Here is a 12,297-nt window from a genome sequence, read left to right on the forward strand (position 1 = left end):
TACGGGAGTAAAAATGCGTGTGAGAAGATCTAGATCTGCTTTGATCCTAAGTCCAATGCTTTTAACCGTTTTTCTAATTGTGACCTTCGCAATTTCCCTTAAATCCTTGGCCCTTCAGCCGCGAAATCCTTTTCGAAATCCCTCGAGTCAATATTTGCCTTACTATTCTCAAAATTTTTATTCTGCTCTGCAAATAAGTTCTAAAGATGAAAACTTAAAATATGTTTTAAAAAGTATCCTTAGAAATTATCATATTTTTAATCCTGGGCAGTTGGATACCCTAACTGAGCGTTGTCCGGCAGATAGAAGAAATTGTTATCAACAGATCTCGTTGGGGTATGAGAGGGCCAGAATCTACTTGATGGGATATCTTTATTTGGTGAAACAACAAAATAATTATTTAATCAAAGAAGCCTATTGCAATAAGTATTATGGACCAAATGAATTTAGAGGAGGACGAGGGCCAGCCCCCCAAACAGTTCCGGATTATAAAGTGATAAATGTGGAGCATACTTGGCCACAAAGTCGATTTAATGGAAGATATGATAAGGAATTTCAAAAAGCAGACTTGCATCATCTTTTTCCAACAGATTCTCAATTGAATGAGATTCGAAGTAACAACAAGTTTGGCGAAGTGATAAGTGATTTCAAAGCATTGAAGTGTGGGCAATCACGTTATGGAGTAAGTAAAGCCTCTCATCGAGAGGTTTTTGAACCACCAAATCCACATAAGGGTCGAGTGGCAAGGGCCTTGTTTTATTTTTCAATTAGGTACGACCTACCTATTGATACAGAGGAAGAAGCCTTTCTCAAGAAATGGAACGCAGAATACCCGGTCGACCAAGAGGAAATCACTCGCAACGAGGAAATTTATAAAACTCAAGGGAATCGAAATCCTTTTATCGATTATCCCGAATTAGCTACGATGATTTCTGATTTTTAATTGCACTGACTTTCTTTTCAAGTCTATTATGGGTATATTATGGTCTTTTTTAATCACGTGAGTGTGACTGATGAAATTATAGAGTTTGGTCAACCAATTAAAAATAAAAACAAATTAAAAGTTTTGGTTTGGAATATCTATAAAGGAAATCGAAAAGAGTTTAAATCGGAATTTTTGCGTCACTTTTCTGATTGTGATTTATTCCTTCTTCAAGAAATAGTTACCTCTGATAGAGTTCTCGAGGTTCTTAAATTTGACCCCAATATATCATGGGTTCTTGGAAGCAGTTTTGAATATAAACATAATCTGATTAAAACCGGTGTGGCCATTGGAAGTCGAATTCCAATAGAAAACCCGAGGTTGGTTCGAAGCGCTGAACAAGAATTATTTTTTTGGACTCCGAAAGTCAGCCTATTTGTAGAAAATAAAGAATTAGATCTTTTGATTGTCTCTACCCATTTTGTTAATTTTACGACGACGGTGAGATTTAAATATTTTTTGGAAGAGCTCCTTGAAAAAATGGCTCTTCATCAGGGGAAAATCATTCTTGCAGGTGATTTTAATACTTGGAATTTCAAAAGATGGCACCAGCTTCTTAGCGGATTGGAAAAAATCGGATTAAGGCACTGTCAATTTTCTGAAGATCATCGGCTTTTAAAACTGGATCATTTGTTTTTTAAAGGTGTTCACATTAACTCAGCTCAAATTTTAAACAGCTGCACAGGGTCTGATCATTACCCTCTGATTTTTGAAATCGAAATCTAATTTAATATAAGGTTGACAAATTTTAATTCTTAAGGCTTTTTAGGATTTCAATTAATTATAAAAATAAAGTCTATAAGGTGGATATAAAATGATGGGTTTGGTTGGATTGGTGAGTTTGACAGATTCTTCTTTGTTACAGCTTCCTGCAATTGCAGGTGCCGTTGGTTTAGTGGTTGCCATTTTTCTTTACTTTAAAATGAAAGCGAATCCTACGGGCAATGAAACAATGAACCGTATTTCCACTTATATCAGGGAAGGCTCTATGGCTTTTCTAGTGAGGGAATACAAAGTTCTGGCTATTTACTCTCTTGTTGTGGGAGCGGCCTTGTATTTCAGCCTTGGTTTTGAAGCCGCTGTTTTTTTCTTACTGGGTGCTTTTTTAAGTTTACTTGCAGGATTTTTCGGGATGAAGGCAGCCACCTATGCTAATGTCAGAACCACTCAGGCGGCGACAACGGGCTCCAAATCTGCGGCCTTATTGATTGCTCTCGACGGTGGGGCGGTGATGGGTTTGTCTGTCGCCGGTCTTGGACTTATTGGATTGGGAGTTCTGTATTTTATTTACAAGGATCAAAAAATAGTAGCCACAGTGTTGCATGCGTTTGCCGTGGGAGCTTCATCCATCGCTTTATTTGCCAGAATTGGTGGGGGGATTTACACGAAAGCGGCGGATGTGGGTGCTGACATTGCAGGGAAAGTCATCCAAGGGATTCCTGAAGATGATCCCAGAAACCCAGGAGTTATTGCGGACAACGTAGGTGATAATGTTGGTGATGTGGCAGGGATGGGTGCCGATATTTATGAATCTATGGTGGCGGCTATCGTTTCTGCTATGGCCATTGCTTTTACCATTCCCTCAACCTCCATAGCCCAGTTAATAGAAGGTGGAACTGAAGCCACACTCAGGAATGCCGCAATTGTGCTTCCATTAGTTTTGTCTGCCATCGGTTTGATTATTTCTATTTTTGTTATTTTTATCACTCGTGCTTGTCGTTCACTTTTTGCTCCGGCGGCGATTCTCAGATTTGCGCTGATCATGCCTCCCGTTTTGCTTACTCTTGCAAGTTGGGTATTGATGCCTGTGTGGGGTGTTTCGCAGAATGTAACTATCGCTCTCGCTGCAGGTTCCATAGGTGGCGCCCTCATTGGCCTCGTCACTGATTATTACACCTCTATGGGGCCAATTAAGAAAATTTGCCAAGCCTCTTTGACTGGCCCAGCAACAAATGTCATCCGTGGTTTGGCTGTGGGAATGGAATCAGTCGCGCTGCCAACATTGATTGTTGTTGTTGCAGCTGGAGTCGCAGACAGGTTTTTAGGACTCTACGGAATTGCTTTGTCTGCCGTAGGGATGTTAGCTGGAACAGCTGTCGTGATGACGGTGGATGCCTACGGACCCATTGCAGATAATGCGGGTGGTATTTCTGAAATGAGCGGTTTAGGTAAAGAAGTGCGAGCTATCACTGATGAATTAGATTCTGTAGGAAACACCACTGCCGCCATTGGAAAAGGCTTTGCTATTGGCTCAGCCATTCTAACCGTGGTTGCCTTGTTTAGTGCCTTTAACATGGAAGTAAATCATTTCCGAATTGAAGCTGGTTTAGCAAAAATTTCTATGGATTTGACTTCCTCTGGAGTCCTCATCGGAATTCTTATTGGTGCCATTTTACCTTTTCTTGTAGGAGCTTCCACGATGACGGCTGTGGGTAAGGCGGCTGGAGATATCGTTGAAGAAATCAGAAGGCAATTTAAAGAAATTCCGGGTTTGTTAGAGGGAAAAGCCGAACCACAACCAGCCAAAATCGTAGATATTGCAACCCTTGCAGCCTTAAAACAAATGGTTTTCCCTGGAATGGTCGCGGTTCTCGCCCCCGTTCTTATTGGATTTATTTTAGGACCTCAAGTTTTAGCTGGAGCCCTAGCTGGAGCCTTAGCTGTAGGTGCTACCATGGCCCTTTATATGGCCAATGCTGGTGGAGCTTGGGATAATGCCAAAAAATATATCGAAAAGGGTGGGATGCCAGGACATCCAAAGGGCTCTGACTGCCACAAAGCTGCAGTTGTCGGAGATACTGTTGGCGATCCCTTCAAAGATACCTCAGGCCCTGGCGTAGCGATTTTAATTAAGGTGATGAGCGTCGTGTCTTTGCTGATCGCTCAGCTCATTGCTACAATCGGGTAGGGTTTTTTCAAACAGCGCTTCTGTATAAGCGCGTTTCTGTAGAAACGCGCTTTCGTACAAACATGCTCTTAGTTTTTCTGTAATAGAATATAAATTCCTATGAGGATAAACAATCCTCCAGAAAGGTACTTTAAGTATTCAGGATGGATAAGGGTACCGAGATATTTACCAAAAAAAACTCCAAGGGTGCCAGCTAGACCTAAAGCCAGCACAACAGCAAGCCAGACACTTATTGTTGAATTGGTTTTAGATCCCGCAGCCAATGCGGCAAATTGGGTTTTGTCACCCATTTCAGCAAGAAAAATAGTTATAAAAGTACTGAAAAAAATGGTCCAATCCATATATCTCCTTTAAAAAAATACCGAGTAGTGATCAAATCATAAAACCAACAAGAAGCCTATTAAAATGAAACAAAAGAGTAATCAGAATATTGATAAATCCATTCGCCTCAGTTTGATTGATGCTTTATTGTATTCTTTGATGGTTGGAGCCGGTGAGTCCTATTTGCCCGCCTACGCTTTAAGTCTTGGATTGGGCGACGTGGCTGCGGGAATCTTAACTAGCTTGCCCCTTGTTTCGGGAGCCTTTATTCAATTGTTTACTCCTAAATGGATTCAAAAAATAGGTAATCCAAAGAGCTGGATCGTCGCAACAGTGATAGTTCAATCCTTGGCGTTTCTCCCTTTGGTGTATTTTTCATCAAGTTACAAACCCGATTTTTGGATTTTATTTTTAGTCTTCACTTTGTATTGGGCCAGTGGTTTTTCAATCAATCCTTTTTGGACCTACTGGATGAGCCACCTAATTCCAGAGCATGAAAAGAATAAGTATTTTTCATTAAGGTCAAAAGTATCCCAAGTAGGAATTCTCATTGGCCTTGTGGGTGGGGGATTGGCTTTAAATCATAAAGTGGATTTTATGCCCTTTTCCAGCGTCTTTGGAACTTTGTTTTTTTTGGCTTTTAGTTGTCGTTTGTTATCAGGAATTGTGCTCAGCCAAAAAGTGTACTTTCCCGAATGGAATAGGGTTTTAAAATCAGAAAAATTTTCTTTTTTAGATTCCATTAAATTTTTAGGTAAAAAATCTGAAACGCGAAGTTTATTACTACTCTTGTTTCCATTTTATGCTTCGGTCTTTATCTCAGCCCCCTTTGTAAATCCCTTTCTTTTGGCGCAATTAAAATTAGATTATTCTCACTATATGGGTTCTTTAGTCGCCTTGCTGGTTGGAAAGTTGATCTGTTCGTGGTTCTTAGAGAAATATAGTAAGCAAATCACTTCCTACGGTGTCTTTTTTTGGGGGGTTTTTTGCATTTCTCCTGGGCCCATGTTTTGGGGAGTTTCTAATGATTTCACCTTTATTTTATTTCTCCAGTTTTTCAGTGGAGTGGCCTGGGCTTGCTACGAAGTAGGGACGCAGCTGATTCTGTTCAAAGATATAAGTCTGAAAGAAAAAATTCCCTTTGTATCCTTGTATAATTTTTTTATGTCGACGGCTGCCATTTTTGGAACTTTTATTGGTGCGATGTTCTTAAAATCATTTTCCTCTACTTATTCGAATTATATAATTCTATTTTTATTGGGAGGCCTTGCCCGAGTGGTTCTCAGTGCCCCTTTATTAAGTAAAATTAAGTTTCTTGAAGAAAAAAAAAGTTTAGATCAACAAGAAAAACATCCTGAAACAGTATTTGAAAAGGTGTCATAGGTAGACGTCCTTCAATTCTTCGATTTAAAAATTTTCAAAAACGGTCTGATTAAACTCGATATGGATACTTTTATCTTTATAGATATCTTGGAAATCTTTGTGACCAAGAAGAAGCTCATTTTCCCTGTAACCAGAAAAGATAGATTGAATTGTAACCCTTTGAGAGCTTAAGTTGATTTGGAATTGAATTCGCCAGGTTCGATAACAAAGAACGCTTGATGCTTCGTTTCTGCTTAGATGATTTATTTTTAGGAGTCTTTTTTTGTCAGAATTTAAAGGATCGTATTCTAAAGATCTTTGAATAAAAGGAATTAAATTAAGTTGGTGTTGGGAGGTTAAGTACTCTAGCTGTTTTAATGCGAGATCAGAGTATTGTAGAGTGAATTTGGAATCTTCAATTTTTTCCAACCATCCAACACGAGAAGAGGGAAAGGAATCATGTTCGGGAATATAGGGTTTGATATCCAAGATAGGAGTTTCATCTAAAATATCTGAAGAAGTGACATAGAGTTTTAAGTTCTCTATTTTAATTAATTTAAGGCAGCTCAGTCCAATAGGGTTAGGACGGTAAGGAGATCTTGTTGAAAAAACACCAAGCTTTGTGTCGCTTCCTCGAGGGGGTAGAGTTTTTGGTAACCAAGTTTGATTTTTATGAAAATGAAAGAGAACCCATATTCTTGAAAATCCATGGAGATTTTCCAGAGCTTGTTCGAATTGATGATTTTTAATAAGTTCTATGAACGAAGTGGTCTTGTCGATTTCATTTGTCGCCTCCATTTCAACATTTTGATCTAGAGGCTGTCTGGGTAAATCATAATTATTTATTGAATTACTTTTAAAAAACCCGATGGGTTGAAACTCAAAAGACTTAGCCATTTGCCGACCATTGTTTATAAAATTCATAAATAAATATAGAGGCGCAATTGGCGATGTTTAAAGAATTTTTATAACCTCGAAGAGCGAGGACTCTTGTCTCGTTGCAGGCGGCAATGACCTCTGGATCTAACCCGAAGCGTTCGTTTCCAAAAACAAAGGCCACTTTTGTTTTTGGAAAGGGGATACCCAGAGGAACGGCATGGGAAGTCGTCTCCGCAGCGATTACATGATAGTTCTGGTTTTGTAGGGATTGAATCAGGGGAAGGGCTTTAGGCAATGTTTCCCACGGCAGATGCTCGTGAGCGCCAAGAGTCGTTTTATTTGTTTTTGCATTGGTTGGATCTGGGGTATAACCTACGAGGTAAATTTTTTCTAAATTGAAGGCCTCACTTGTTCGAAAAATAGAACCCACATTGAAGCTGCTGCGAACATGATCCAGGATAAGCGTTAAAGGGAGGGTTTTAGATTTATCTTTTCTATCAGGATGATCCTTATTAAAAATAAGAAAGTCTTCATCTTTTAAATCTTTTTTTAAATACCGTTCAACTGGAAGTAGCCAATGGGTTAATTCTTGTAAAGTCATCTGAGAGTGAAGGTGATAATAGAGAGAGTGAATTTTAAGAATTTCAACATCACTCTCACTTTGTAAAGAAAATAAAATTTCTTTGATTAGATGCAAATCTATTTCATTCAATAAATCATTCGAAGACAGTTTTTTTTCTAAACCCAGAAGTAATTCATATAATTTTTCGATTTTTCGGTTTCTAGGTTTTAACATTGGTTTTATCACAGATTATAGAAATTTAATCTTGAAGACATTGAGCAAGGACTTCGCGAAAATAAACTTGTTTTGCCTTAGCTTTATTTAACTGAGCTTCCAGATCTGTGAGATTTCCAGAGCCATTGATTCTAGCAAGTTTAAATTGTGAGGTTAAAGATTCGACTTGTTGATCAACTTGAGTCACAATCTCTTCAAAGAGTGAACAATCAGAAGCTTGTTCAAAGACTTCTTGAGATAAAACTAACTGGGATTGAAAAGCAAAGGCCAAAATAATGGGAAGTAAAATGTTTTTCATAAGTATCCTTTTTTAAGAAGGACACTATCACAAACTTTGAAAAGTTCAAATCGACTTCAAAAAGCCCCTATATTTTTTACCATTTAAAATGATTGGGGTTTAGTCACTTTTTACCCCACTCCACGGCTCCAGAGTCTAAATGATAAAGGGCTGTAGTGAGGCGCAGATGCCCAGATTTGACTGCTTCTCTGATAATGGTCGACTTTTCTAAAAGCGCTTTGGAGGCACCTTGGGTATTTTCCCAACTTTCAGTGAGGTAATTTTCAGAAGGTTTTGCATTGGACTTGTTGCTGAGGCGTGGTTGGATATCGGCAACTAGGGCGTTGAGATAGGGACTGCCAATATCGCCACCAGGTGCCGTTGAAACAGCTGCTTTCACAGCTCCACAAGAGGTGTGTCCCATGACAACAAGTAACTGACTATGAAGATGCTCAACAGCATATTCGATACTGGCAATGGAAGAATTGTCTAAAGACTGTCCTGCCGTTCGAACAACAAAAATTTCTCCAAGTTTTTGGTCAAAAACAACTTCGGGAGGAACTCTTGAATCGCTGCAAGAAAGAACAATCGAGTGGGGAGCTTGTTTGGCTGCTAGCTTATCGACATCCTTTTTACTTGCGCCATCATGCCTTAAATAGCCTTTGGTAAAACGGATATTTCCATTTTTTAACCAGTTCAATGCTTTTTCTGCAGAAACACCCGTGGTGGAGGGATGAAGGGTAACAACCTCGGCTTTTTTTAGGGTTTCTTTGAGTTCAGATAATTCTTTTGTAGAACTAGAGGCCGTGACAGGACCTGTTAGTTTTTGTATTTGCGGTGGTATTTCTTTGGAAGGACCTGGCAATGGAAGGGGGCTTGCAGGAGCTGGGTTAGCTGTTGGAGGGGCTGAACTGATTTCTACAGGAGTGTTTTGTATCGGTGCTGATGGTGGCTGGACATTTTCAGATTTTTTAGATTTAACAGAACAGCTTAATAGAGCAGTAGATATAAAAAATAAACTCAGTAGCAATTGTTTTTTCATAAGTCCCCTTTTTGAAATATTGTCATCATACCAAGTTAATTGGTCAATCAAGATTTCTAGATTGTCTGGGTCTATTTTTTTTTTTAGTATAACTCATATATATGACAAATAATGAATTACCCTCTTGGCCCCATCAGCAAAAATATTTTAGCTTTTATTCATCCTATTTTAATCAAATGACAACGGATCCTAAATGGATGTTAGTGCCTCTTGATGATCATGGATTTCATCGTGGTGACGGGGTTTTTGAAGCGATAAAATGGAAAAATAATAAGATTTGGCTGCTGGAAAAACATCTAGATAGACTTTTTCAAAGTGCTGAAAAAATTTTTTTAAGGATACCTCTGTTAAAACAAGATTTAGAAACAAAAATAAGAGAGCTGGTAAGTTTGGCAAATAAAAATACCGGGATGATCAGGGTTTATGTGACTCGAGGACCAGGAAACTTTGGAGTGAGCCCAAAAGAAACAATTGGATCTCAGGTTTATATTGTTACCACAGAGCTAAAAGAAGTAGCTCAGCAATTGATTGATTGTGGAGCTCGGGCTGGCTGGAGCTTGCTTCCACCCAAAGAAGGATTTTGGGCGCAGACGAAGAGCTTGAATTATCTTCCAAATGTCTTGATGAAAAAAGAGTGTGAAGATCAGGATTTTGATTTTATATTTGGGGTCACTGAAAATGAATTGATTTCTGAAAGTTATACCGAGAACATTCTTTGCTTAATGGGCGATGAGTTGTTTTATCCAAGTTTTGATTACACGTTAAAAGGAACAACTCTTTCCAGATTAGTAGAACTGTTAGAATGTAAAGAATTCAGTGCTCAACAGCTACCAATAAGACAGATATCCTCAAAAAGATTAACTAAAGATGAGTTATTTCAATCAGATGCCATTTTTGTCGTAGGAACCACATTGGATATTATCTGGATTAATAGCTTGCATAACAAGAACTTTTCTGTCCCTAACTGTTTTAAAGAGTTAAGGAAATTAATTCTCCAAGATCAAATGTAACGATTTCTTTTTTTCACTTAAAGTCACTTTTTTTCAAAATTCCTGTTAAGAGAATTTAACTCATTGGACTTTTTCAGCAATTTGGTCTATTGGATATCCACACAAGGAGAACAATTATGAATATTTTTTCACAAGGCAGCAAACTTGCCTTATCAGTTTTTTTAATGTTAGGTGTTTTTTCAACCTATAAAGCGGATGCCATATCGCTTAGATTTAAATCGAAAATATTTTCAAGCGGGCCAGATATTTACGCTTGTAATGCGGGCGTCGCTTCTGCATTTTTACAAAATAGTATCTGTTATTTTGGCGGGAAGAAAGAGAATGGATTTTGTACTCCTTCTTCTTGTTCCAATGCTAAAGAAAATTGCAATACCGACTGTGTGTGTATTGATAAGGGTGGTCAAGGGGAGACTTATATTAATAAAATTACCTTGAAAGCAAAACTATATGATACGGAAGCGACCCTTCCTCTAGAAAAGAAAAAGGCTTCTGGACCCGCGTTTCAAAGTGTTTACACTCCTGTAGATTCATGGAATCGAAAAATCTATGATCTGTCGACGCAGTTTATGACCGAAGCCTATACCGGATCTTATTTTGTAGATATTTGCTACCGTGGAACTGAAATTCCAGATGGAGAAGGTTATTTTGTCATTTCAACAGAAGCTGCGGCAATTCCCTTTTTAGTTACAGATTTAACGGGTTATAGTTCTTTAGATAACAACAGAACCGGTCTGGATTTTAATGAGGCGAACATGCTAGGTAAAATTTATACAGATAGAGCCGAGTTGTCTGTAGAAAGATTTGTTGTCTGTGGTGACACGCAAGCATCTTCTGACTTTGTTCTTAATGGAACAACGGGAGTGCCAACTGGAGGAACTGCTGGAAATAAATTTTTTAGTTCAGCTTCAGAAATGCAATTGAGATCATCAGCTTTGTCTAAAGCTCACGGATCTGTTATCGATCCTAAGTTTTGTAAATTTAGATATATTTTTAGGGAAACCAATTGGAAATCAGCAACTCCTTACCGTCGAAGCACTAAGGGTGAAGGCGCTGAGGTTTGTACCTACACTAAAATAAGTGATCCAACAGAATAATTTAATAAAAAACTAAGGGCGAAGGCCCTAAAGAGTTAAGACTTTTGAAACAAACTCTGAGGAAAATAATGAGAATTTTCAAATTAAAGAGACTTCGAAATATTACATCCTCCTTTTTAAAGGTAAGTGCGCTCATGTTGCACTTACCTTTAGTCTTTTCTTTGGCTTGTACTATTGAAAATGTCGATAAAAATACGGATAAGATTTTTATTTCCAACGAAAATGGTAAGTTAAAATTATTTAAACAAGTTAACCCATTAATGTTAAATTCTTGTAAAGAAGAAGTCCAGTTGGCGCTATCCGTAGTGTTACCTTCTCCCCAGGATTATTCTTCAGAGTATTGGATGCATGATTCCATAAGTAACAAAAAAACATGTGAAATCACCAGTGATCTAAAATTTTTAAAAGAACAAAAAGAAGTTACGAGTGAAGTTTTGTTCAAAAAGTTTAAAATATTTGAAAGCTGTGTGGGATTAAGAGTCAAAGATCTTGATCAAAAAAAAATTAGACTTTCTAAATCTGTAAATTGCGAAGTTTTGCCAAGCTCAACAGAGAGTGAGCTATTGTTGAAGGGTGATAATTGCTTTGTGAGAACAACATCAAAAGCTCAGAACCTGGTGGTATCCCCTTTGGTTCTTGATAGTTGTGCTGACATTAAGGACTTTATTGATTTTAATGCCAATCTTAAAGTTATCAAAATAGAAAATAAAATTCCTGAGATATTAACATCCAAAGATTATCATATCCTGTTTGAAGACAAAGAAGAACCTAGGGGAAAGATAAAAGTAAAAGAGGGAATGCTTCCTTTTTTTAAAAGTTCCCATTACATGTTAGATTATTATTTTTTTAATTTGATATTTAATGGATCTAAAGATTTGACGTTAAATGTTCAAGCTCAATATTTTGTTAATAATTTTTCAAATCAACATTTACCTTTTGTTGTTAAAAATGATCTGACCTTAGTTAAAAAAACAAGCAAAGAAAGAATATCTTTAGGGCTATGGTACAATGGAATTATAGTTCCTGGTCAATGGATGGGCGTGGATGGCCTATCTGACAATTTGAGTATCACCCATTCTGTGGAGTCCTACCAATTAAGTCAGAATGCAAAACAAATAGAAAAAGGAGATTTTCTTATTCTCAGTGGGCAGTTAGTATCCCCGAATACAGGCTATCAAAAATTTTGGAAATTTACCCATGAGTATTTAAAAAAAATGGCTGGAGATAACAGGAAAAGAAAGCCGGGAAAAGTTCGAAGCAGAGTGATTTCCGATGAAATACCTTCCATCGATGAATTAAAGTCTTTTTCTCAAATTTCCCAGATCGAAGAATTTTCTTTAGAACAAGCGACTAAAAAGATTTTTAATTTGGATCCAAGATTTCAAATTCGATTTACCCATGTATGTCAAAAGCTGAATAGGGAAGATTTGGAATGTGAGGATTTTTCAATCGTTGAAGATTTGCCTGAAATCAGGGTTTTATTTGAAGTTACTGATTCAGAGTATGAAATAAAGGTGAAGCCAATTAAAATAATTAAAACAAACTGGAATCAAAAAAAGGAAGAGGAGAATTTAAATTCTTCTTCGAGTATTTTATGTCATTAGTCACACGCACTAAAAGGGAGAA

Annotated in this window: 12 protein-coding genes; 7 read left to right on the forward strand and 5 right to left on the reverse strand. The window is 37.6% G+C overall.

Going from position 1 to position 12,297, the window contains the following annotated elements; genetic code table 11:
- The first annotated feature begins 55 nt into the window (after nucleotides 1–55).
- From J0M15_08995 to J0M15_09005, 3 genes are all read left to right on the forward strand, one after another.
- Complete coding sequence (locus tag J0M15_08995; protein ID MBN8537179.1) at nucleotides 56–943, forward strand: endonuclease; 888 nt, start codon at nucleotides 56–58, stop codon at nucleotides 941–943.
- A gap of 39 nt (nucleotides 944–982) precedes the next feature.
- Nucleotides 983–1,708, forward strand: coding sequence for an endonuclease/exonuclease/phosphatase family protein (locus J0M15_09000; GenBank protein ID MBN8537180.1), 726 nt, complete (start codon nucleotides 983–985; stop codon nucleotides 1,706–1,708).
- 91 nt (nucleotides 1,709–1,799) lie between these two features.
- Nucleotides 1,800–3,890 carry a sodium-translocating pyrophosphatase gene (locus J0M15_09005; protein MBN8537181.1) on the forward strand — a complete coding sequence of 697 codons (2,091 nt, stop codon included), beginning with the start codon at nucleotides 1,800–1,802 and terminating at the stop codon, nucleotides 3,888–3,890.
- Nucleotides 3,891–3,958: 68 nt separating this feature from the next.
- Here the strand turns inward: J0M15_09005 and J0M15_09010 are convergent, their stop codons facing one another.
- Complete coding sequence (locus J0M15_09010; protein ID MBN8537182.1) at nucleotides 3,959–4,231, reverse strand: TMEM165/GDT1 family protein; 273 nt, start codon at nucleotides 4,229–4,231, stop codon at nucleotides 3,959–3,961.
- Between the two features lie 64 nt (nucleotides 4,232–4,295).
- Here J0M15_09010 and J0M15_09015 point away from each other — a divergent pair, with 64 nt between their 5' ends.
- On the forward strand, nucleotides 4,296–5,594 hold the full coding sequence (locus J0M15_09015) for an MFS transporter (protein ID MBN8537183.1): 1,299 nt from the start codon (nucleotides 4,296–4,298) through the stop codon (nucleotides 5,592–5,594).
- 24 nt (nucleotides 5,595–5,618) lie between these two features.
- On the opposite strand, the gene tsaA is transcribed toward J0M15_09015, so the two are convergent.
- From tsaA to J0M15_09035, 4 genes are all read right to left on the reverse strand, one after another.
- Nucleotides 5,619–6,470 (reverse strand): tRNA (N6-threonylcarbamoyladenosine(37)-N6)-methyltransferase TrmO, encoded by an 852-nt coding sequence (tsaA, locus tag J0M15_09020; GenBank protein MBN8537184.1) that lies wholly within the window; start codon nucleotides 6,468–6,470, stop codon nucleotides 5,619–5,621.
- Nucleotides 6,463–7,248: a TrmH family RNA methyltransferase gene (locus J0M15_09025; GenBank protein MBN8537185.1), complete on the reverse strand. Its 786-nt coding sequence runs from the start codon at nucleotides 7,246–7,248 to the stop codon at nucleotides 6,463–6,465. The genes tsaA and J0M15_09025 overlap by 8 nt, the downstream gene beginning before the upstream one ends.
- Nucleotides 7,249–7,273: 25 nt before the next feature.
- Nucleotides 7,274–7,546, reverse strand: a complete 273-nt coding sequence (locus J0M15_09030) for a hypothetical protein (GenBank protein MBN8537186.1) — start codon at nucleotides 7,544–7,546, stop codon at nucleotides 7,274–7,276.
- Nucleotides 7,547–7,649: 103 nt separating this feature from the next.
- The gene (locus J0M15_09035; protein MBN8537187.1) at nucleotides 7,650–8,567 is read right to left on the reverse strand and encodes a carbonic anhydrase; all 918 of its coding nucleotides are present in this window, start codon (nucleotides 8,565–8,567) and stop codon (nucleotides 7,650–7,652) included.
- A gap of 101 nt (nucleotides 8,568–8,668) precedes the next feature.
- Between J0M15_09035 and J0M15_09040 the strand changes: the two genes are divergently transcribed.
- The 3 genes from J0M15_09040 (at nucleotide 8,669) to J0M15_09050 (ending at nucleotide 12,275) form a co-directional block, all read left to right on the forward strand.
- The gene (locus tag J0M15_09040; protein MBN8537188.1) at nucleotides 8,669–9,577 is read left to right on the forward strand and encodes an aminotransferase class IV; all 909 of its coding nucleotides are present in this window, start codon (nucleotides 8,669–8,671) and stop codon (nucleotides 9,575–9,577) included.
- A 116-nt stretch (nucleotides 9,578–9,693) separates the two neighbouring features.
- On the forward strand, nucleotides 9,694–10,671 hold the full coding sequence (locus tag J0M15_09045) for a hypothetical protein (protein MBN8537189.1): 978 nt from the start codon (nucleotides 9,694–9,696) through the stop codon (nucleotides 10,669–10,671).
- A 68-nt stretch (nucleotides 10,672–10,739) separates the two neighbouring features.
- Complete coding sequence (locus tag J0M15_09050) at nucleotides 10,740–12,275, forward strand: hypothetical protein (protein ID MBN8537190.1); 1,536 nt, start codon at nucleotides 10,740–10,742, stop codon at nucleotides 12,273–12,275.
- The last annotated feature ends 22 nt before the right edge of the window (nucleotides 12,276–12,297 follow it).

It is taken from the genome of Deltaproteobacteria bacterium (assembly GCA_017302835.1).
In the GTDB taxonomy this organism is placed as follows: domain Bacteria; phylum Bdellovibrionota; class Bdellovibrionia; order Bdellovibrionales; family Bdellovibrionaceae; genus UBA2316.

Excerpts from the sequence above, each read along its gene's own strand:
- J0M15_08995 (MBN8537179.1), top strand. The coding sequence starts at position 56 with ATGCTTTTAACCGTTTTTCTAATTGTGACCTTCGCAATTTCCCTTAAA.
- J0M15_09000 (MBN8537180.1), top strand. The coding sequence starts at position 983 with ATGGTCTTTTTTAATCACGTGAGTGTGACTGATGAAATTATAGAGTTT.
- J0M15_09005 (MBN8537181.1), top strand. The coding sequence starts at position 1,800 with ATGGGTTTGGTTGGATTGGTGAGTTTGACAGATTCTTCTTTGTTACAG.
- J0M15_09010 (MBN8537182.1), bottom strand. The coding sequence starts at position 4,231 with ATGGATTGGACCATTTTTTTCAGTACTTTTATAACTATTTTTCTTGCT.
- J0M15_09015 (MBN8537183.1), top strand. The coding sequence starts at position 4,296 with ATGAAACAAAAGAGTAATCAGAATATTGATAAATCCATTCGCCTCAGT.
- tsaA (MBN8537184.1), bottom strand. The coding sequence starts at position 6,470 with ATGGCTAAGTCTTTTGAGTTTCAACCCATCGGGTTTTTTAAAAGTAAT.
- J0M15_09025 (MBN8537185.1), bottom strand. The coding sequence starts at position 7,248 with ATGTTAAAACCTAGAAACCGAAAAATCGAAAAATTATATGAATTACTT.
- J0M15_09030 (MBN8537186.1), bottom strand. The coding sequence starts at position 7,546 with ATGAAAAACATTTTACTTCCCATTATTTTGGCCTTTGCTTTTCAATCC.
- J0M15_09035 (MBN8537187.1), bottom strand. The coding sequence starts at position 8,567 with ATGAAAAAACAATTGCTACTGAGTTTATTTTTTATATCTACTGCTCTA.
- J0M15_09040 (MBN8537188.1), top strand. The coding sequence starts at position 8,669 with ATGACAAATAATGAATTACCCTCTTGGCCCCATCAGCAAAAATATTTT.
- J0M15_09045 (MBN8537189.1), top strand. The coding sequence starts at position 9,694 with ATGAATATTTTTTCACAAGGCAGCAAACTTGCCTTATCAGTTTTTTTA.
- J0M15_09050 (MBN8537190.1), top strand. The coding sequence starts at position 10,740 with ATGAGAATTTTCAAATTAAAGAGACTTCGAAATATTACATCCTCCTTT.